Annotated in this window: 18 protein-coding genes; 8 read left to right on the top strand and 10 right to left on the bottom strand. The window is 41.3% G+C overall.

The features are described 5' to 3' along the window. Positions 1–171 precede the first annotated feature (171 nt). Complete coding sequence (locus AC1DRQ_RS23105) at positions 172–390, top strand: hypothetical protein (RefSeq protein WP_477427237.1); 219 nt, start codon at positions 172–174, stop codon at positions 388–390. Positions 391–413: 23 nt separating this feature from the next. On the opposite strand, the gene AC1DRQ_RS23100 is transcribed toward AC1DRQ_RS23105, so the two are convergent. Further along, entirely contained in the window at positions 414–2,561 is a 2,148-nt protein-coding gene (locus tag AC1DRQ_RS23100) for an FUSC family membrane protein (protein ID WP_477427235.1), read from the bottom strand. Positions 2,562–2,855: 294 nt separating this feature from the next. On the opposite strand from AC1DRQ_RS23100, the gene AC1DRQ_RS23095 reads away from it, so the two are divergent. Next, a complete protein-coding gene (locus tag AC1DRQ_RS23095; RefSeq protein WP_429396098.1) occupies positions 2,856–5,426 on the top strand; it encodes a phosphoenolpyruvate carboxylase in 2,571 nt (856 codons plus the stop codon). 111 nt (positions 5,427–5,537) lie between these two features. Here the strand turns inward: AC1DRQ_RS23095 and AC1DRQ_RS23090 are convergent, their stop codons facing one another. The 3 genes from AC1DRQ_RS23090 to AC1DRQ_RS23080 form a co-directional block, all read right to left on the bottom strand. After that, the gene (locus AC1DRQ_RS23090) at positions 5,538–6,197 is read right to left on the bottom strand and encodes a YdeI/OmpD-associated family protein (RefSeq protein WP_477427233.1); all 660 of its coding nucleotides are present in this window, start codon (positions 6,195–6,197) and stop codon (positions 5,538–5,540) included. 184 nt (positions 6,198–6,381) lie between these two features. Beyond that, a complete protein-coding gene (locus AC1DRQ_RS23085) occupies positions 6,382–6,912 on the bottom strand; it encodes an RNA methyltransferase (protein ID WP_429396104.1) in 531 nt (176 codons plus the stop codon). A gap of 67 nt (positions 6,913–6,979) precedes the next feature. Beyond that, complete coding sequence (locus AC1DRQ_RS23080; RefSeq protein ID WP_477427231.1) at positions 6,980–8,146, bottom strand: galactokinase; 1,167 nt, start codon at positions 8,144–8,146, stop codon at positions 6,980–6,982. A 211-nt stretch (positions 8,147–8,357) separates the two neighbouring features. Between AC1DRQ_RS23080 and AC1DRQ_RS23075 the strand changes: the two genes are divergently transcribed. Beyond that, entirely contained in the window at positions 8,358–8,648 is a 291-nt protein-coding gene (locus AC1DRQ_RS23075; RefSeq protein WP_477427229.1) for a YciI family protein, read from the top strand. Positions 8,649–8,941: 293 nt separating this feature from the next. On the opposite strand, the gene AC1DRQ_RS23070 is transcribed toward AC1DRQ_RS23075, so the two are convergent. Together AC1DRQ_RS23070 and AC1DRQ_RS23065 are read right to left on the bottom strand one after the other, a co-directional pair. Further along, positions 8,942–9,346: a hypothetical protein gene (locus tag AC1DRQ_RS23070; RefSeq protein ID WP_477427227.1), complete on the bottom strand. Its 405-nt coding sequence runs from the start codon at positions 9,344–9,346 to the stop codon at positions 8,942–8,944. Between the two features lie 96 nt (positions 9,347–9,442). Next, complete coding sequence (locus AC1DRQ_RS23065; protein WP_477427225.1) at positions 9,443–10,297, bottom strand: aldo/keto reductase; 855 nt, start codon at positions 10,295–10,297, stop codon at positions 9,443–9,445. Positions 10,298–10,426: 129 nt separating this feature from the next. On the opposite strand from AC1DRQ_RS23065, the gene AC1DRQ_RS23060 reads away from it, so the two are divergent. Then, positions 10,427–10,858: a DUF6526 family protein gene (locus AC1DRQ_RS23060; RefSeq protein ID WP_429396117.1), complete on the top strand. Its 432-nt coding sequence runs from the start codon at positions 10,427–10,429 to the stop codon at positions 10,856–10,858. Positions 10,859–10,904: 46 nt separating this feature from the next. On the opposite strand, the gene AC1DRQ_RS23055 is transcribed toward AC1DRQ_RS23060, so the two are convergent. The 3 genes from AC1DRQ_RS23055 to AC1DRQ_RS23045 all read right to left on the bottom strand — a co-directional run bounded on the left by AC1DRQ_RS23055 (position 10,905) and on the right by AC1DRQ_RS23045 (position 15,910). Beyond that, positions 10,905–11,309 (bottom strand): DUF1761 domain-containing protein, encoded by a 405-nt coding sequence (locus AC1DRQ_RS23055; RefSeq protein WP_429396120.1) that lies wholly within the window; start codon positions 11,307–11,309, stop codon positions 10,905–10,907. 60 nt (positions 11,310–11,369) lie between these two features. Then, complete coding sequence (locus AC1DRQ_RS23050) at positions 11,370–14,090, bottom strand: carboxypeptidase regulatory-like domain-containing protein (protein WP_477427223.1); 2,721 nt, start codon at positions 14,088–14,090, stop codon at positions 11,370–11,372. A 290-nt stretch (positions 14,091–14,380) separates the two neighbouring features. Beyond that, a complete protein-coding gene (locus AC1DRQ_RS23045; RefSeq protein WP_477427221.1) occupies positions 14,381–15,910 on the bottom strand; it encodes a TlpA family protein disulfide reductase in 1,530 nt (509 codons plus the stop codon). Between the two features lie 177 nt (positions 15,911–16,087). Here AC1DRQ_RS23045 and AC1DRQ_RS23040 point away from each other — a divergent pair, with 177 nt between their 5' ends. Continuing rightward, positions 16,088–17,035, top strand: coding sequence for a nitrilase family protein (locus AC1DRQ_RS23040; RefSeq protein WP_477427220.1), 948 nt, complete (start codon positions 16,088–16,090; stop codon positions 17,033–17,035). Positions 17,036–17,199: 164 nt separating this feature from the next. Further along, positions 17,200–17,784 (top strand): O-methyltransferase, encoded by a 585-nt coding sequence (locus AC1DRQ_RS23035; RefSeq protein ID WP_477427218.1) that lies wholly within the window; start codon positions 17,200–17,202, stop codon positions 17,782–17,784. 265 nt (positions 17,785–18,049) lie between these two features. On the opposite strand, the gene AC1DRQ_RS23030 is transcribed toward AC1DRQ_RS23035, so the two are convergent. Beyond that, positions 18,050–18,382, bottom strand: coding sequence for a YnfA family protein (locus AC1DRQ_RS23030; protein WP_477427216.1), 333 nt, complete (start codon positions 18,380–18,382; stop codon positions 18,050–18,052). Positions 18,383–18,535: 153 nt separating this feature from the next. Between AC1DRQ_RS23030 and AC1DRQ_RS23025 the strand changes: the two genes are divergently transcribed. Then, positions 18,536–19,573: a carboxypeptidase-like regulatory domain-containing protein gene (locus tag AC1DRQ_RS23025; protein ID WP_477427214.1), complete on the top strand. Its 1,038-nt coding sequence runs from the start codon at positions 18,536–18,538 to the stop codon at positions 19,571–19,573. A 42-nt stretch (positions 19,574–19,615) separates the two neighbouring features. Next, positions 19,616–20,614: MG2 domain-containing protein (locus AC1DRQ_RS23020; RefSeq protein WP_477427212.1), on the top strand; the 999-nt coding region annotated here is incomplete at its 3' end.

The raw sequence follows: 20,614 nt of genomic DNA, 5'->3' as shown, positions 1-20,614 counted from the left end.
GTTAATAGTTAATTAAAAAAGTCAGTAACGCGAGGTCACTGACTTTTTTTGTGGAAATTAATGAGGTAAAGGCCCGGATAGCTGCTTGAAAAATATGCGAAAATAACTTTTTTGTATTCATCTGTAACGTTTTTCAGTTTCATACAGTCTTAGTACTACATATCACTTAACATGAAAACATTTACTTTATTAGCGGTTACCGGTGGGCTATTTTTTACTTCCCTTTGCTTAAATAGTAAAGATGTAAAAAGTACAAAAGATGTAAAAAACGCCAAGGTGTGTTTAAAAAACGATGCAGGGCACAGCATTAAAAAGAACTGTAATAATGCTAAAAAAGCAAAAACCGGCAGTACACATATCAGCAAACGTGCAGTTAGTGCCCATAGTTAACTGTAATTACATTTTATAGCAGATCACTGTAAAATATTATCGGTAACTTTTGCTATATCGTAACTGATCTTATTAATAAATCCCAGCTGTTCTTTCAGCAAATTATCCTCTGCCGATGGTTCAGCTTTTTCTGCATCAATATTGATAATGGATTTGCCTATGTTAAATTCAATGCTCTCCCCATGAAGTTTTTTGTTGATTTCATTTAATACCGATATACTTTTCTTTACCAGTTTTAACGCTTCAGGATGGAGTTGCTGTGTTTCTCTTTTAATCAATCCCGAGGCTATATTAGCTATGTACGACGACAGGATATGATTAAGCACCACAAACTTGTGCACTTCTTTTATTTTGCGCTGTTTGCTTTTGGGTTCAGATGTCATTCGCTCAAATGTAGCCGATAAGTTGGCCGATTTTACGTACACCTCTTTACGGGCCAGTTTGTACCTTGTAGTGTCGGTTGTTTTGCCCGATAAGCTTTCGGCAATGGTTACCAGGTAATTGATGTTGGCAACAATCACATCGCGCAGGGTTTCCTGAATTTGCTCAAACTCCCAGGTTGGAAATATAATATAACTGGCTATAAGTGCTATTGATGAGCCTATCAGGGTATCCAGTATGCGTTCCTGAGCCACATTTAACAAGCCTACACCCAAAAACTTGAACAGGATGAGCACGTATGGTGTCATGAAAATTACGCTTACCACATAGTTTAACCGCTGAAAACTATAGGCGCCTATCATGAATACCATTAAAAAAATAAACTGGGCAGTTGTATTTGGTATAAAGCTTAATATCATTATACCAATTGCCCCGCCGCCAATAGTGCCAATAAGCCTTTGGTAATTGCGTTGTTTTGAAAGGCTGAAACCGGGTTTTAATATTACAATAATAGTTAACAGTACCCAATAGCTATGGTGCCCCTGTGCCACTGTTTTGGCGGTGATAAAACCTATTAAGCAAACCAGCGCTACTCTTAAAGCATGCTTAAAGGCGCTTGAACCTAAAGTTAAGTTATCAAAAAAAATATGCGGTGCATAATCCTGGTGGGTCACAAACTGCGAGTATTCCACATCACCACGTACTTCGGTTGATTTGAGTGCCGCTTTGGAATTGTAATAATTATATATATTATTAATGCTTTCGCTTAGTGTGCGCAGGTTAATAAGTATTTTTTTTAGTACAAGATTGCTGGTCTCCTGGTTATTTTTATCAATGTCATCAATTTTTAACTTCAGCTTTTCCAGCTCAACGTTAAAATCCTTCATATGCCTGTGCCGGGTGTTTGATAACACGATATAAGCTATATCATCCAGCTCATCGGCCATGTGGTGCAGTATGCGGGCAATTTCATTCAGGATTCCTGTGCCCTCATATTTTTCGCGTATATGGCTGTAATCATAGTGTGTGGCCATGATCTGTTCGTACATATCAACAAGGTCAACAAAGGTAAGCACCAATAAACGGCTGGCCCCGGTTGATTYCCTAACCAATAGCCTGCTTTTAAACACCATTTCGCGTACGGCATCCTGGTGCTGACTTACCTGTATCTGTTGTGATACCAGCTTGCGGTAATTTTCGTCAATGTCTTTTTCGGGTATATAAAAGTCGGCTTTGATCCTTAAAAATTTGGCAATGTCGCTTACGCTCTCGCCAAGCGTTTGTTGCGCCGCCCGGTAAGGTCTTATCCCAAAAAACACCAGACTGAAAATCATGTACCATACACCACCTGCTAAAATGGTAGCGCTGTAAGCAAGCACACCACTGGCTGGCAAGGCCTTATCCATCATAAATATCATGATGAGCAACGATGATGTGCCTACCGATGCCGCCCGGTTGCCATATACCGTGAACATGGAAAAAAGAAACGAAAATGCCGTGATCTCCAGGCCCAGGGTAAAAATATTAAGCCGGGCAAAACCGGTAATGGCAGCCACTACAAAAAGGCATAAATTACCCACCCCCATGGAGTTGCGTTTGTGAGTTACAGGACCGGGGTTATCAATTACGCATATACAAAGCGCACCTAATGACAGGGTAAGCCCCAGTTCAAACAGGTTAAACTCCAACAATACCAATGATGGCAGTAGTATACCTGCTGATATACGCAAACCGTCAGAAAAATACTGGCTGTAAAAAAAGCTTTTTATCTCCCTGGTATTAATATTCATCAAAGTAATTATTCGTTTTTTATCGGCTGTGAAGCAATCATGAGCAAGTTATAAAATTCTTTTTTTTAGCTATGCTCCCGGTGGTTTCATTATATGTTTTTTTTGAGCCGAAATTGAATTGCAAATTTACAAAAATTAAATATTTAAGCTTTATTTTAATAATTATGGCATTAATAACATAATAATCTTATTAATTAATCATTTTTTGCCGAAATTTAATTTTAGATAATTAAATTCACCCCGGTATTGTGCAATAGCCTGTACCCATCAATTTTTACCTCAATTATTTAAACTATGTCATTAACCCAAAAACTCAGTCAAAGAGAAACAACTTTCAATAATGAAGTTGTGACCCGGTTTGAGTTATATAACAGTTTATTTCAAACATTACCCTTTTACCAGGTAAAGGATACTGGTATTTTACTGCCATTTTTTAGTTCACATTGCGAAAAAGGAGCCATTAAACAGGCATCGCCTACCGATATTATAGAAACCTTCTTTAAAAAGTACGTACCGGATATTGATCACCGCGAACAGATAAACCGGATGTTCAGGTTTATACAGTATATTGAAAGGCAGGTGGTTTTATTTGATGCTATTGAAGATTCCTCTTTTAATAAAATAGGTAAGTTTGATGATTCAGGTACACTGCAAAGCCTGTTGCAGCAAGCTACCATAAGCGATGAAACCCGTAACAAGATCAGCGAAAAATTAAAGGATTTTTCGTTAAGGCTGGTGCTTACCGCGCACCCAACCCAGTTTTATCCTGGTACAGTGCTGGGCATTATGACTGATCTGATTGAGGCGGTAAAGGTTAACGATATTAACAATATTGATGTATTGCTGCAGCAATTAGGTAAAACGCCTTTCTTCAATAAAACATCACCAACACCGGTTGATGAAGCTATCAGCTTATCATGGTTCCTGGAGAATATATTTTACCATGCAGTATCTGGCATACAATCAAAACTCGTTGAAGAGTTTGATATTGATGCATCTAATCAGGTACTTGAACTTGGATTTTGGCCGGGAGGCGATAGGGATGGCAATCCTAATGTAAACACGCAAACTACTAAAGATGTTGCCAGCTTTTTAAGGCAACGCCTGTTCAGGTGTTATTACCGCGATTTCAGGGTGCTTAAACGCCGCATAACTTTCAGGGGGGTTGAAAAGGCTATGGCCAAGCTGGAGAAGCTGATATACAAAAATGCCAACGAACAGCACGATCCTAAAAACCTACAGGGCGAATTATTGAGCCTGCTGCAATCTATCAAACAAACCATTGTGACTGATCATGACAGCTTGTTTGTTGATATTGTAGAAGACCTGATACAAAAGGTGCGTTTGTTTGGCTGCTATTTTGCCACGCTGGATATCAGGCAGGATAGCCGTGTGTTGCGCAGCGTATTTGATTTCAGCGTAAAAAATATTAAAACGGGTATAGTTAAAGGCTATGCGGCTTTGTCCGAAGAGGATAAACTAAAGAGCATCACTTTTACAGAGGCCGATTTTCATTGTCCCGAAGATGCTGATGATATGACCCGTGATACACTGGATACCATCAGACTGATGCGGGAAATTCAGCAAAGTAATGGTGAAAAAGCCTGCCAGCGTTTTATCATCAGCAACTGCCAGCAGGCATCTGATATATTGCAGCTTATCGACCTGTTTTTATGGAGCGGATGGAAAAAAGACAACCTGAGTGTTGACTTTATGCCGCTATTTGAAACCGTGAACGATCTGTCGCGTGCCGACGAGATCATGGAGCAGTTATATACCCATCCATACTATGCAGAGCATTTAAAAAAGCGCGGCAACAGGCAAACTATCATGTTAGGTTTTTCTGACAGTACTAAAGATGGTGGTTACCTGATGGCCAACTGGTCTATATATAAAGCTAAGGTTGAGTTAACTTCCATGGCGCGAAAATATGGTGTGAGCCTGGCATTTTTTGATGGCAGGGGAGGCCCCCCGGCACGCGGCGGTGGTAAAACACACCGTTTTTATGCTTCAATGGGTAACGAGATAGCTAATGATCATATTCAGCTTACCATACAAGGGCAAACCGTAAGCTCGCAATATGGCTCGGTTGAAACAGCCCGGTTTAATATGGAGCAACTGATCAACGCGGGCATCATATCTGCCCTACACCCTAACCATAACGATTTGCTGGACAACAGGCATAAAGCCCTGATATCAGAAATGGCCGATGAAAGCTATAAAATATTCATGGCCCTGCGCGCGCATCCTTTATTTGTGGAATATCTGGAAAAATTCAGTCCGCTTAAATTGTTGTCGCGTATCAATATCAGCAGCCGGCCAACTAAGCGTAACGCCGGTGCGCCGCTAAAACTGGAGGACCTGCGGGCCATTAGCTTTGTAACTTCCTGGAGCCAGCTTAAACAAAGTATCCCCGGTTTTTACGGTGTGGGTACTGCCTTGAAAAAAATGAAGGACGACGGCAACTGGCTGGAAATAAAAGAACTATACAGAACATCAGGTTTCTTTAAAACGATGCTGGATAACTGTATGATGTCTATGTCTAAATCAGATTTCAGAGTTACCGCTTACCTGGAAAAGGATAAAAAATTTGGTGAGTTCTGGAAAATGCTTAAAGACGAATTTGAGCTTACCCGCGAGATGCTGCTTGACCTAACCGGAAGCGGTGTGCTGATGGAAGAATACCCGGTTGAGCGCCGCTCTATAGCCATCCGCGAAAAGATAGTATTACCATTGGTAATTATTCAGCATTATGCCTTACAACGCTTAAATAACAGCAACGATAGCGAATTGACCGAGATCTATGATAAGCTGGTGATCAGAACCGTTTACGGTATTGTTAACGCCGGCAGGAATCTGGCGTAAAAGCTTTTTCATTTTGTCATCCTGAACGCAGCGAAGGATCTATTAACGAACTATGCAAGTTGGCGAATAGATGCTTCACTGCGTTCAGCATGACAAACTGTACTTGTTGTTTTACTTATCCGAAGGATTTTTCTTTCTATCCAGCAGCATGGCAACCATTTTGGTTAAACGATCCTGGCGGGTTTTATCCTGTTTGGCAGTGAGTATCCATAACAGGTACTCCTTTTTATTACTGTAGGCCAGTTGCTGAAACCATGCCAAAGCAGCGGGTTGCTGCTCAAGGACCGTTTTTACATAATCGGGCAGCGTTATTATTTTATTGTCCACATCAATATATTCGCCGTATTCATTGTTTCTAACTGCGTCTTTACGGCCATCAGAAAGTTTGCTCTGCCCAATAGGGCGAAACCGCAGGGCTGTCCAGATCTCGTTAACAGCAGCCGAAGACACCGGACGGAGGCCATGTTGCGTAGGGCTATCCCAACTACTCATCATTTCAAGATCAGTATCAATGCCTGAATTTTTTTTAGGGTAGATGATCCAAAAAACAGTGTCCTCCTTTAATAGCGGAACAATGATCTTAAGATCTGATATCAGTTGGATACTGTTGGTAACAAATAATTGAACACCGTCAAAATCACCACTGGTATTAAACACCACTTCGACACCGTCAGGCAGGGGAGTTAAACTATCCGGATAATTTGCAGGCGCGTTATAAAGCAGCCAGCGCGAATTGGGTTTTATTTGCAGTTTTTTAGCGAGGGCGTTCATAGAGGTTTATAGGAAATGGTATAGCTAATTTAATAATAAAAATTTGAGTACCAATTCCTGAAATTGTAGTGTGAAGATTTATGAAGTTTTTAAACGGCGAAGCCCTCAACGAACCCATAAAAACAAATATCTTTGAGTTAAACTTCGTAAATCTAAGGCAGCCGTGAATAGCAAGTTACCCGCCTTACATAGCCAGCTTTGCAAAAAAGTCCCAAAGAACTATCCCTGCCGATACTACAATGTTAAAAGAGTGTTTGGTGCCAAACTGGGGGATCTCGATGCAGGCATCAATATTTTGCATTACTTCGTCGCTTACACCGTTTACCTCGTTGCCAAATATCAAGGCATATTTTTCGTTTTCGATGGGGGTAAACTCGTTGAGCATGGTGCTGTTTTCGGCCTGTTCAACCGCTATGATGCGGTAGCCATCTTTACGCAATTGTTCAACAGCTTGTAAAGGGGTTTCAAAATAGCTCCAGTTAACAGATTGGGTAGCGCCGAGAGCGGTCTTCTCAATTTCGCGGTGCGGGGGCTGGGCTGTTATACCACAAAGGCATATCTGCTCAACTGCAAAACCATCCGAAGTACGAAAAATAGCACCAATATTATGCATACTGCGCACATTATCAAGTACTACCACAACCGGCAATTTATCCTGTGCCTTAAATTCATCAACCGAAGCCCGGTTCAGCTCATCTAACTTTAATTTGCGCATCTTTATAGTTCATGGTCCTTGGGCAATAAACCATGGACTTTATTGCGCAAAAGTATTGATTAATCGCTTAATTTACTGCTACCCTTAACAAACCCACACCATTGCCAATTAATGAGCTGTAAACCGATGGGGCATAACCTATCTTATTGGTATAATATTCGGTTACACCCTTGCTGTAATCATCAAAGGCATCGCCTTTAACCAAAGCTATGGCGCAACCGCCAAAACCAGCTCCGGTCATGCGGGCGCCGGCAACGTTAGGGTTGGTTTTGCTGTATTCGGCAACGGCATCCAGCTCAATGCCGCTTACTTCGTATAAGTCGCGCAGCGAATCATGGGAGGCGTACATTAATTTGCCAAATTCAGCCAGATCATTATTTGCCAATGCCGCCGCAGCCAGTTTTACACGGTCGTTTTCTTCAATCACGTGTTTGGCCCGTTTTAATACTACGGGGTTAGTTATCAGGTGTTCATATTTTTTAAAGGTATCGGCGTCAATATCGCACAGGTGATTGATATTCAGCTCTTTTTGTAACGCTGTTAACGCTTCACGGCACTCCTGCACACGTTCATTATATTTTGATTCGGCCAGTTTGCGGGGTTTGTTGGTGTTGATGATAGCCAGTACGTAGTCGCCAAGGTTACTGTCAACCGCCTGATAGTCCAGTGTATCGCAGTTGAGCATCAGGGCCTTGTTCTTTTCGCCGAAGGTAACGGCAAACTGGTCCATTATGCCTGAATTTACACCTATAAAGTTATTTTCTACAGATTTTGACAGCTTCACCAAATCAAGCTTGCTATAACCACCATTAAAAATATCGTTCAGTGCATATGCTGTAACCACCTCGATAGAGGCTGATGATGACAAGCCCGAGCTGATAGGTATATCGCCATAATAAAGCATATCCAAACCTTTAAGCTGGTGCCCATCTTTTAAAAAATGAGCAATTACACCAAGAGGAAAATTAAACCAGCCATTGCCTTCTTTTTCATAATGCTGCTGCAATGGTATCTCATGTTTTTCAGTAAAATTCAAACTGCTGAAACGAAACACACCATCCTCATTAGGAGATGTTAAAAGATAAGTGCCAAAAGTAATGGCGCAGGGCATAACCAACCCGCCGTTATAGTCAATATGTTCGCCAATAAGGTTTACGCGCCCGGGTGAAAAATAAGCGTTGTCGGCCTCTTTGTTGTAAAGCTTGTTAAATTCCTGGTGTAAATTATGCTTCATTATTACAGGTTATATTTATTTGGGAAGCAAATATTGTAAAAATTGTCAAGTTTACAGTTATAAAATTAATTTTTAATTGAAAAAATATTACTTTTTAGATGGTTTGCATTAACATTTTTACAAACATTAAAAATTTATAGCTTTATAAGATTCCAACTCAAACAGAAAAACCAATCACCTGTTGGTTAAATAGCTATTTAAATTTTATAAAATGAAACAATATCTTGTTACCGGATATGATTATACAGACGCTGAAGCACTACAACGCCGCATGAACGTGCGCCCGCACCATTTAGATGGCGCGAAGGCCCTGAAACAAAGCGGGAACTATGTATTAGGCGGAGCTCTACTGAACGATCAGGGCAATATGATAGGCTCTGTAATGATACTTCAGTTTGAAACCGAAGAGGGACTGGAAGCCTGGGAAAAAAGCGAACCTTATATCATCCAAAAGATATGGGAATCGGTTGATGTAAAGCCGTTTAAAGTGGCGGATGTTTAGTTTGCAGCAAGCGATTTGAAGTAGGAAGTAATTTACTTCTCCCGCCGTCACTCGGCTCCTGACTACAGGTGTCTGAAAGAATTACAAAGAAAGATGAGGGCAGTGCGATTCCTTCCTTGGGGAAGGGGAGGTAGGGGTTTAGTAAGCATTGCAAGTTTGTATCGCTTGTATAAACCCCTCCCTGCCACAACACGCTTCATCCGCACCCCTCCCGTGGGGAGGGAATTTAAAAAGAAGATGCCCCTGCCGTCACTCGGCTGGAGCCGAGCGACGGCAATGACGTTGAAAAATGTTTACTGCCAACTGTTCAACTGCCAGTACCCTGTGCTGTCTTTAATATAAAAAGCCGTATAGCCTTTACCCTGCATGGTAAAATCAAAGGATAGCTCTTTTACTGAATTGTCGCCGGGTAAAAAGTTGGGTAAAATGCTATCAGCCACCAGCGTTATAGATTCGTCGAGTTCGTTATGGTTTTCCTGCTCTTTTTGGGCAATCAGGACAGTATGATTTACATAATCGGCATAGGTGGCAAACTCATAACCATTATCATTTAGCTTGCGGGCGGCATTAAACGCATCTTCGGCAATTTGGTTCTTGTAAGCTTCCATAGCGTTTAAAAGGTCTTCGGCAGATATTTCGGGCATGCCATCCCTGCCCGTAGTATAGTAACTATTCAGGATCTCTTCTTTGCTTTTCATGTTTCTTACCTGTTTATAGGCGCTCTTGCATCCAAAATAAAAGGATGCCATAAACATAATGACATCCTTTTATTTTTGCATAATAGATCTGATAATTTACGCCAGGTTTAGGGCTTCCAGCTCCTGCATATCATTTTCTGTTAATGCTATATCAGCGGTTTTCATGTTTTCTTCCAGGTGATCAACACTTGATGTCCCCGGGATCAACAAAATATTTGACGAATGGTGCAGCAGCCAGCTTAAAGCTATCTGATGTATAGTAGCATTGTATTTATCGGCTACACCTTGCAATATTTGCTCGCCCTGTACATTACCACCACCTAAGGGGTACCATGGTATAAAGGCAATGTTGTGTTCGCGGGTATATTCCAGTTCGGCCTCCCATTTGCGGTTATCAACGCTGTACATATTTTGTACCGATACCACCTCGAAAAATTCCTGTGCCTTTTTAATCTCTGCTACGCTTACTTCTGATAAGCCAATGTGTTTGATCTTGCCTTCCTGTTGTGCTTTTTGTAAAAATTCAAATGATTTTTCGGCAGGTACCTTAGGGTCAATGCGGTGCAGTTGGTACAGATCAATACGGTCCAGTTTTAAGCGTTTTAAGCTACCCTCCAGCGCCTCTTTCAAATGACCGGGCGATGAATCAACAGGCCACACATCCGGCCCGGTACGTAGCAAACCGCCCTTTGTTCCAATTACCAGGTCGGCAGGATAGGGGGCAAGGGCCTCGGCAATTAACTCTTCAGATACATTGGGGCCGTAGCTATCGGCCGTATCAATAAAGTTAACGCCCAGTTCAACCGCTCGTTTTAACACGCGGATGCACTCGTCCTTGTCTTTTGGCGGACCCCAAATGCCCTTGCCTGTAATGCGCATAGCGCCGTAGCCCAGCCGGTTTATGGTATAGTCGCCGCCCAGGTTAAAAGTTTTTTCAAATGTATTAGCCATAATAGTAGTTGTTGTTATAAATTTCAACTCAAATATGCCCGCATTGTTTACAAATAATATAACCCGATTGTAATATTGACATGCCGTTTGAGTAACATTTTAGTGTTATATTGCCTGAAAAACCTAACCATGACAGGGCAAAATTTCACCAATCACAAGCGGTATGCATCGGGCTATCATTTTTTATTAAGCTTGCTTCTTTTAGCTGGTTTTGCAGCATCTATAGTAAATGTTATAAAGCAGTGGCAAACAGCCAATTTTATGGGAGCATTTTTAATATTGCTGCTTTTTATTTGTGGTTTCCAGATATTCTGGTATATGCGCAGCTTCCCGTTAAAAGCACAGGACAGGGCTATTCGCGCCGAAGAAGGGTTACGATATTTTATACTTACCCGCCAGCCTTTGGATAGCAAGCTTACTATAGCACAGATAACGGCCCTGCGTTTTGCTCCCGACGATGAGCTGATACCACTTACTACACGTACCCTGGCCGAAAACCTATCGTCTGATGAAATTAAAAAAGCTATTAAAAACTGGCGGGCCGATCATCACCGGGTGTAAGGGATATTATTAATATTTAAACAAGTTCAGGATGACTTGACATTGCTTACCTCCACAAACCAAGAATAGCCCCCATGAGGGTTAGCGAAACTACACTGTAGCCACCATTTATAAATATCAAACGCCAGCTTTTAAGTTCAAATAAGCTCATTATAGCTATGGCGCTAAACGTCCAGATGCCTGCAAGGAAACCTGCAGTTGCGCCCCAGGCCAGGTCGGTTTTGGGCTCGGCTAAAAAGGCGGCCAGGTTTGCTGCCATAATAAGAGAGAATAGGCCCGTCATCCCAAAAGAGCGTAATTTACTTGAGGCTTTAAGATCATCAACATTCAATTTATTGTCGGCAACCCAGGCATTGGCAAACAGCGCAGGCGAATACCAGATACCACCAACTAAAAAAGAAGAAAGCGCGGCTACCACAACAGCAGCCCAATTAATCAGGGAAGGGTTCATAATGATAAGTTTATGTGTTTAATAAAAATAAGAAAATAATTCCTCTTTTATTGTACAACATTACTTTACAACAAAATGCATCACCTGCCTGCCCAGGTTACCTTCGGCATCAAGGCCCTCAATTATTGCACGGTACGAGCCGCGGGCATCGCTGTTAAAAAAGCTAAATGAGGCTACACCGTTCTTATCGGTTATTATTTTAGGGTTCCAGTAAATGGTATTACGCAAATCGGCCCCGATAGCACTGTTTTTGTTAATATCATATTTAGGCGAGTAAAACTCTTTGGCCTTATTGTAACCCTGTATAGGAAAGGTTACCACGTTTTGCTTCGGAATAAGGGCTTCTAACTGGGCCCTGGTTATTCTTTCTTTTTTAATTACCTTTTTATTAATGATCAGTACACCATTTGTTTGGTTCATGCGGTTAATACCGCTTACACCATCCTTTAAAAATATCTCAACAGATGCTACTTCGGGACCAGTAATGGTTGATAAAAAGTTAACATCAACCGGCATACTGCCCACATATACCTGCACAGGTATTTTTTTGCCGGCATTATAATCACGAGTGATGTAAAAGTTATTATCAACGTAAGTTAAGCCAAAGGCCATGGTACTTAAACAGTTTATTAACAATGGGCAGTCCTTAAGTTGGTCGCCGGATATTTCATGATCGGCCTGACCGGGTAAACCTGCAAATGTTCCAAAATCATTATGACTTGGCTTCTTTTCAAACTTGGTTGATTTGATAACCACCTCTTTAAGCACGCGGGAATTTTGATACTGCTTGCGGCTATTGTCAAGATAGGGGCGCATAGCACTGTCAATGTTTACAATTTCATCGGGCTGGTTAGGGTTTTTGGTTATTTTCTGGTACAGCTCGCCATTAACGTTTATCACCAGGTTTTTACTGTTCACATTATTGCGGGCACTCAGGGTTATTTTTGAGGTATCCATCACCACCACATTACTAAACTTAAAGTTTCCTGAGAGATCGGTTATTGCTTCGGCCGAATAATTCCTGTCCGGGATGAGCAGGCGGATGCTGGCTTTGCCTACCGGTAGTCCGGTATTGGTTCTTAATATCCCCGATACTTCAATGCCTTGCTCAGGCGCAATGTAAATGGGGGGATTTTTATCGGCCAATATATCCTCGTACGAGAAACGGCGGTAACCCTGGGTAAGCATCAGGATATCCAGGTTGTCGAGCTTTTCCTGGTCGGGTTTGTTAAAATAGTAGTTTGGTTTTTCAATATACCCTTTCAGGTCTGATGTAAGCAGCAGGTTACTTAAAATGGTCGATTCGGCATTTTCATCAGTCGGAACACTGGTATCATCCAATACCGCTACAGAAAAACTGCCCACAACAGGAGCTGTATTGTTTTTTGCCGAAACAGATATTTTAACACCTTGCCTGGTTGTATAGGAAGGCTTGTCAGTTTTTAAGGTAAGGTTTAATGCATCATTATGCTGCACAAATATTACACGTTCGCAAAGGGCATAACCACCTGATGAAAACAGGGTAAGCTGTACAATACCCGTTGGGAATTTGCTTTTGGGGATATTTGCAGTATAAACCAGGTTTTGTAACACCGTTTGAGCGGCATAATACACAACGCCGCCGCTTTGCGCCACCAGGTAAAAACTTTTGTTTTGTTTTCGTTGAAGAAACAACTCATTGGCCGATATTTTAACGGTCAGGTTTGCAGTATCGGGGCTAAATACTGCCAGGTTTATGCCCATGGCCTGTACCCGCGGTAGTTTATAGGTTGCCTGCGAACCATTAGGGAAAGTAACATTGGCCGTATATGCCTTGCCGGTTTCGGGTGTTAAGGCAAATACGCCCATCCCTAAGTGTGATGTGGTTAAACTGGCCATAACGGTGCCCTGATCGTCAACTATAGAGCCTTTAACATCAACACCCAAACCTTTGGAATCGATGGCTTTAAAAGCAATTTTTGAACGGATGCCATTGGTTAGCTGCCCGCTTTCGGGAAAAAACTGAACATCATAGGCAGTTATCGCTGCTCTTAACGAAAACGAGTTGGTAACTGTTTTACGTTCGCCCATGTCAAGCCCGGTTACCAATGAACCCGACGTTATGGTGGCGGCGTCATTTTCTGGTATATCAACAATTACATGTCCTTTATCATCGGTACGGCCGCTGCCTTTACTTAAAGCATCGCCATTACGCATTAGCTGCCAGCTTACCCTTTTATTGGCATAAGGGTTATTAGCCGGATCCTTATAAAGAATATCAGCATCAACTTTTACGGTGCCTTTTTTATTGGAACTTTTATAAGTTATAAACGTGTTAACCTGGTTATCAATAGCATTACCTACGTTAATGGTACGGTCATAAAAATAATCGGAATCAAAATTACGCATCCAGTTGGTATAGGCCCTGATGCGGTAGCTGCCTTGTTTATAGGTATCGCCCGCGAGGATGATATTGCCATTGGAAAAGCCATTTTTAACCGGCAGCCGCAAGCTTTCCATTATAGAATCCTGATTGTTAATAACATCAACATAAACTACCCCGCTTAATCCCGATGGCTGGTGCTTTTCGACAGTTACATAAGCTTTAAACCATATGGTATCGCCCAGGGCATAATAAGGCTTATCTAAATGCAGGTAAACTTTTTCAATAGGATAACTGCTTTGAAACTTGGCAGTTTTTTGAATAAGTGTATTTAAAGGTATGCTATCCTGCTGCGCCAAAGCGGCAAAACTAAAAGAGAGCAACAGGGAAATTACGAGTAAAAGTTTTCTTGATATCATTAATATAAAGCAGCTAACGGGGCTAATATAAACATTTAGGGTTGTTGCATATGGCACCCATATACGTTTTAACATTTTTTTACAAACCGGATAAATTTGAGCAATGCTAAAGCCGTACAGATACTATGCTACTGGTAAACAAAAATATTGCTTTTTGCTATATCAACGGAAAGTTATAAGCAATATGACAAATTGCAGGGATAATAACACGATTGTTACTTTTTTTGGGGAGAGGAGTGAAACGACCACACCCTAAGTCAATAAAATAGTATAAATGGTTAAGCGTAATTTTACTTGTTACCGGTCAGCTTTTTTATATCATCTAAACGAGCTATCGACATACGACTTATCACCCCGGTTTGAACCTGCCCGGACTGGTCTAAACATACATAACTTGGGAAACCACTTTTATCAAACATGGTCATTATTTTTTTCACCAGTATTTCATCTATAAATAAATGGATCCCGGGTTGTTTAAGCTCTGCAATTTTGGTTTTCCAAACATCAATATTAGAGCCTTGGCTGGTACAGATGTAAACAAATTCCACAGGAAGGTCTGTAGCCTGGTCATGCAGTTTGTGGCTATAAGGCATTTCAATTAAACAAGGAGCACACCAGGTAGCCCAAAAATCAAGGATAATGGCCTTGCCGTTAAATTTATTCTTCAGCTTATGCAGAAACTCTTCGGGTTCCATATTGCTTACTGTGGATAATTTAGCGCCAAAAGAAAGTTGACCCATGGGCTCTCCCAAAACTGAATCGGTATCAAGTGGTTTACTTTCCCTGAGGATGTGATTCACCTGCCTTAATCGTTCCGTTGTTACTTTGTACTCTTTTTCCAACACTGTTTTGCACCATGGTGTTTTTATAGTTGGAAGCAGCTCAGCAAGCATTTGATTATATACTTGTATATTTTCGTCGTGCATTTTTAGTTTAAGTACATCTGCGTATGGTTGTCCAAACACACTATCCAGTTTGTGTGTTTCATCCTGTACATGGTAATTCCGGAAATTTATGTTTGATTTTACATATCTGAAATATTCATACAAATGGGTATTAAAAATACTGCCCGAATTGGATACGAGGTAGCTTTTATGCAATTTGATATTTTCCCAGTCCGCAGGTTCTTTTTTTAATGATATAGCGGCCGAAAGTACATCACCATAATATTCAGATAAACGCTCGTTTTCAGGCATCCAGGCATATGAAGAAGGGTTTAAATGTATAAATTCATCATTTAGTGCTTTTTGTTCTGCAAACAGGGCGCTTAGTTGTTTAAAATAATCTGCATCATGAGGGTTCAAAAGATGTATCCTGCTATCTATATCAATCCGAACTGGTGTTTTGAAGCAAACTTGTTTATTCATCCACAGGTTCATAGCGCCGTCAGTTCCGCTGTAGGTTACTCCGTTTCCAACAAAATCCACCCGCCCTTGCTTTAGTTTGGCAAAGTCGAGCTCAAGGTTCAAATCCTTATTGGCATATAAGCCGGCATAAAAATAATCTTTAAGGTCAAACCAAATCTGCTGGTAAGGAAAAGGGTAGTCGAGCGATAAATCAAAACTGCCATCACTATTTATAGCAGCCACACGTGAAGACTGAAGATTAGAAAACGGAGTAACCAGCGTATAAGTGATATTTAGACCAGCAAGTTCATCTTTTGTAGCATTGATTATTTTGCCATGTACATGCGGTTTGTGATTTTGGAAAAAATACTTATTAAACGAGGCATCGGCTAATGAAACCCGGTTGTTTTGCATTTGAGCCTTAGCACCAAGGCCAGTTATTAATAAGCAGATCAGGGCGTAAATTCGCGTCATATTATTTAAAGGTATTGTTTTGATTATTTCTTTATGCTGATACAATACCCGTTTAAATATACTCAATAAACGGTATTTAACTATTTTAATAGTCAATCATAGATTCGGGGCGATTATACCTTAACACGTCATTTCTGCATTAAAAATAATAGCTTTACTATCACAATCTTTAAGCACATGAAAAACCTCAAAATCGCGACAGCACAGTTTGAAAATAAAAGTGGCGACAAAGCTTATAACTTGTCGGTCATCAAAAATTTAGCCCAAAAAGCGGCTCGGCAAGGGGCTGATGCTATTGCTTTTCATGAATGCTCCGTTACCGGCTACACCTTTGCAAGGTATCTTAACAAGCAGCAAATGTTGGACATTGCCGAGTTTATACCGAATGGGCCGAGTGTAATAGAACTAACCGCGCACGCCCGTGAATTTAACGTAGCCATATTGGCCGGGTTATTTGAAAAGGATGAGCAGGGAAATCTTTTTAAAGCCTATATCTGTGTTGATAAAAACGGACTGGTTGCCAAACACCGTAAGCTCCATCCATTTATAAATCCGCATTTAACACCCGGTAATAGTTATACGGTATTTGATTTGTTGGGGTGGAAATGCGGCATCCTGATCTGTTATGATAATAACATTATTGAAAATGTGAGGGCAACCAAATTACTGGGCGCCGATATTGTTTTTATGCCACATGTAACCATGTGTACCCCATCAACGCGCCCAGGAGCAGGTTTTGTTGATCCGCAACTATGGTTTGATAAGGAAAACAACCGGCAACTGCTACGTGCAGAATTTGACGGCCTTAAAGGGCGAAGCTGGCTTATGAAGTGGTTGCCCGCCCGTGCTTATGATAACGCCATATACGCTGTTTTTGCAAACCCTATAGGCATGGACGATGATCAGCTGAAAAATGGCTGCTCCATGGTGATTGATCCTTATGGCGATGTTATAGCCGAATGCACATCGCTTGAGAATGAAATAGCCGTTGCCGAAGTAAGCGAGGATAAATTGAAGCTGGCTGGTGGATACCGCTACATCAAGGCCCGGAAACCAGAACTGTATGGCGATATTATTGGCAAGCCCCACCAGAGCGAGCAAAAAGTGGTATGGTTAGATGAATAACAGTTAAAAGTAAAGTTCATTTTATATATTTTTAATTCTAAATACCAATTCGGTATTTGGTATAAAATATTACCTGGTTTGTTTTATATTGTGTTTTATTTAATTATACTTGTAAGGTTTAAAATATTATTCTCAAAATAAACCAAGCTCAAATCACAGTATAAATGAATCAGGAAATAAATCAGGCATATCCCAAAGCTTATTGGGATATTGATAAAGCTACTATCGAATCGGGTTTTACAATGGCATCAGATGCTTTAACCTGTTCTTTACTCAAAACGCTGGCTGTAACAAAACCTGCGTGTAAGTTTTTAGAACTGGGTACAGGAACCGGTCTATCTACTTCCTGGATCCTGGAGGGGATGGACACGGCATCAACCCTGATCTCCATTGATAATGATGACAGGTTTTTAGTTATTGCCCAACAATTTTTAGGGAATGATAAACGCCTGGAATTGGTTTGTATAGATGGCGCCGATTGGTTTGAGCAAAACAAACACCTAAAGTTCGACTATATTTTTGCTGATACCTGGCATGGTAAATATTTACTGTTGGATGAGGCCATAGCCATGCTTAACCCCGGTGGCCTGTACATTATTGATGATATGCTGCCCCAGCCCAACTGGCCCGAAGGCCACCACGAAAAAGCCATTAAACTGGTAGAGGTATTAGAACAACGAACCGACCTGGTGCTCACCAAACAATGCTGGGCAACCGGTATTGTGATCGCTGTGAAAAAGGCAGTGTAACAGGTTTTTGTTGCCGGGGGCGCGGGGCGTGTGTACCAATTTGGCTAAAGCCACTGCTTGTTCATTTTTGCCCGTTGGCTAAAGCCAACGGCAATGACAAAACACTAAAATGGTTATAAAAAATCATTACCCCAGTGAGAAATACCCTAAAATGATTATAAAAATTCATTGCCGTCCCATTTATGGGGACGGTTTAAGAGATTGCTAACTGGCTTTAGCCAAATGAACCGCTTCTCACTTTTTAATCTACTTAAAGTCTTATTCCTTATGAGTTCCGGGGCATGTAAATAATAATACAGGCACCAATTAAGGCTATAACCGCGCCGATGATGTCATAGCGATCGGGTTTAAAGCCGTCTACTTTCCAGGCCCATAGCAAAGCAAGCACAATAAATATACCCCCATAGGTGGCATACACCCTGCCGAAATTGGCCGTTTGCCAGGTAGCTACAACACCATATAAGGCAAGTATTACGCCACCCAATAAACCATACCATAAAGGTTTGCCTTCTTTAAGCCATTGCCATACCAGGTAACCTCCACCAATTTCAAAAAGCCCGGCCAGTATAAAGATGAGTAGTGATTTTATTATTGCCATCGCAGTTACAAGATTAAACACAGGGAACAAACATACTTAAATTAAGGAATCGGGAACATTGCAGGCTATTTAAATATATTATTATACCTGCATATTGGTTTTCTATTTTAATACTATATTAGTTTATGCCAATTACATCCTCCAAATAAGGCCGTGATTAAAAAAGTTATACTTTATATCATATTATTATGGCCCCTTTGCGGTCTGGCACAATCAACCATTACGGGCAGGGTTTTAAGTGAGTCAGATAAAAAACCGGTAGCCAATGCCAGTATATTTTTGAGTAATGCCTCGGTTGGTACTAAAACAACTAATGAAGGCACTTTTATACTATCACATGCCAGACCTGGCAAGTATGATCTGGTGATATCTATCATAGGGTTCGAAAAATACAGCCAAACCATCATTATCAGTAATAATAATATCAGCTTGCCAGATATTTATATATCGCCCAAAACCATAGCACTGCAGGAGGTTAAAATAAAATTTAAAAACGACCCTAACCGCCAAAGAAATTATCAGTGGTTTAAGGAGGCGTTTTTGGGGCAATCGCCCTTAGCCAGCGAGTGTAAAATACTCAACCCCCAGGTGCTTGATATGGCATATGACGAAGCTAACAGTACGCTTACTGCTTCGTCATATGATTTTTTGGAGATTGAAAACCAGGCATTGGGGTACCGGATAAAATACCTGTTAAACAATTTCATAAAGGATAGCCGGAATAAAGATGCGCAAAAAGTGCATTTTGATGGCTCCGTTTTGTTTGAAGAGATGAAAGGCACGCCCCAGCAACAACAGCGCTGGCAAAAATTGCGACTGCAGGTATATGAAGGTTCCATGATGCATTTTTTGCGCTCGGCAATTGGTAACCGGCTGGATGCGGAAGGTTTCAGGGTACTCCAGTATGCTAATGCAATAAACCCGAAGCGGCCGCCCGATAATGTAATAAATGAGAAGATGGCCCTGTACAGAAAATTAGCAACCGGGAATAAGAATTATAATGATTCTGTGTATGTATGGGCCAAAAAAGCCAAACTGCCCAAAACATACCGAACGTTAATGCACTGGTCATTAAAGCCCGAAGAATTTATAAGCTCAACTGCACAGCCAAACATCTTCGCATTTGGCTGCGATAGTGATGCGCTGCATATCACTTACAATAAAAGTCATCATTTCCCCAAAAACGGATAACTTAATAATTTAAATAATCCTACCAACAGGGAAGTAACAGTATTGAGTTTTAGTCAGCTTTTTACCTTTTTTGACAGTAATGGTGCCGTAGTAAATCCCAATAGTGTAACATTTGAGGGAGCATGGGGCAAAAGCCGTACAGCTGAGCTATTACCATCTGATTATGAGACCGCACCAGTCGGCGGCGGGAATGATGAGGCTCCTGTATCAAAGAATATAGTTTCGCAAGTGCAGGATTTTAATGAAAAGCATGTTGTTGAAAAAGCTTACCTGCATTTTGACAAGCCTTATTATACCGCCGGCGATACTATTTACTTTAAAGCCTATGTAACACTTGGTGCTGCGCATCAGCTGTCTGATCTTAGTGGGGTATTGCATGTCGATCTGATCAATGCCGCTAATAAAATAAACCAATCCGTTAAACTGCAGTTAAAGGATGGTATGGCCTGGGGCGATTTTGCTCTGCCCGATTCATTGCCCCAAGGCAGTTACCGGGTAAGGGCCTATACGCAATGGATGCGGAATGATGGCGACGGCAGTTATTTTGACCAGTCCATCTCAATCGTGTCGCCAAAAGACATTAAAGTGCCTGTGCGCAGTACCGTGGCCGTCACGGCAAAGGCAAAACCAGATATCCAGTTTTTTCCCGAAGGAGGAACGCTGGTGGTGGGCATCCGGTCGAAAATAGCGTTTAAGGCAATCGGAGCAGGAGGACTGGGCATCAATGTAAAGGGTGTAATAGCTGACAATGATAATCAGGAGGCCGCTACTTTCGCGTCGACCCATTTGGGTATGGGGTATTTTTACCTAATGCCACAGGAAGGGAAGACCTATACTGCAAAGGTTGTGTTTGCTAATGGCTCACAAAATATGGTTAATCTGCCAAAGCCCGAGGTAAAAGGGATCGTTTTGTCGGTTAATAATGATTCATTACCCAAAGCAACGGTGAGGATAATGGCGGATAAAGCCTGCTACCAGGAAAATAAAAACAAGGATTATATGCTGCTCATCTATTCTGGCGGAATAGCTAACACGGTTACC

The sequence above is a fragment of the Mucilaginibacter sp. P4_E8 genome (genome assembly GCF_056401495.1).
This window is presented reverse-complemented; position numbering and strand designations above follow the sequence as displayed.

Bases quoted from the DNA above. Each gene is read 5' to 3' on its own strand.
- AC1DRQ_RS23090 (WP_477427233.1), bottom strand. From the start codon at position 6,197: ATGAACGCCCTCGCTAAAAAACTGCAAATAAAACCCAATTCGCGCTGG.
- AC1DRQ_RS23075 (WP_477427229.1), top strand. From the start codon at position 8,358: ATGAAACAATATCTTGTTACCGGATATGATTATACAGACGCTGAAGCA.
- AC1DRQ_RS23050 (WP_477427223.1), bottom strand. From the start codon at position 14,090: ATGATATCAAGAAAACTTTTACTCGTAATTTCCCTGTTGCTCTCTTTT.
- AC1DRQ_RS23060 (WP_429396117.1), top strand. From the start codon at position 10,427: ATGACAGGGCAAAATTTCACCAATCACAAGCGGTATGCATCGGGCTAT.
- AC1DRQ_RS23105 (WP_477427237.1), top strand. From the start codon at position 172: ATGAAAACATTTACTTTATTAGCGGTTACCGGTGGGCTATTTTTTACT.
- AC1DRQ_RS23055 (WP_429396120.1), bottom strand. From the start codon at position 11,309: ATGAACCCTTCCCTGATTAATTGGGCTGCTGTTGTGGTAGCCGCGCTT.
- AC1DRQ_RS23035 (WP_477427218.1), top strand. From the start codon at position 17,200: ATGAATCAGGAAATAAATCAGGCATATCCCAAAGCTTATTGGGATATT.
- AC1DRQ_RS23030 (WP_477427216.1), bottom strand. From the start codon at position 18,382: ATGGCAATAATAAAATCACTACTCATCTTTATACTGGCCGGGCTTTTT.
- AC1DRQ_RS23070 (WP_477427227.1), bottom strand. From the start codon at position 9,346: ATGAAAAGCAAAGAAGAGATCCTGAATAGTTACTATACTACGGGCAGG.
- AC1DRQ_RS23065 (WP_477427225.1), bottom strand. From the start codon at position 10,297: ATGGCTAATACATTTGAAAAAACTTTTAACCTGGGCGGCGACTATACC.
- AC1DRQ_RS23045 (WP_477427221.1), bottom strand. From the start codon at position 15,910: ATGACGCGAATTTACGCCCTGATCTGCTTATTAATAACTGGCCTTGGT.
- AC1DRQ_RS23095 (WP_429396098.1), top strand. From the start codon at position 2,856: ATGTCATTAACCCAAAAACTCAGTCAAAGAGAAACAACTTTCAATAAT.
- AC1DRQ_RS23080 (WP_477427231.1), bottom strand. From the start codon at position 8,146: ATGAAGCATAATTTACACCAGGAATTTAACAAGCTTTACAACAAAGAG.
- AC1DRQ_RS23040 (WP_477427220.1), top strand. From the start codon at position 16,088: ATGAAAAACCTCAAAATCGCGACAGCACAGTTTGAAAATAAAAGTGGC.
- AC1DRQ_RS23085 (WP_429396104.1), bottom strand. From the start codon at position 6,912: ATGCGCAAATTAAAGTTAGATGAGCTGAACCGGGCTTCGGTTGATGAA.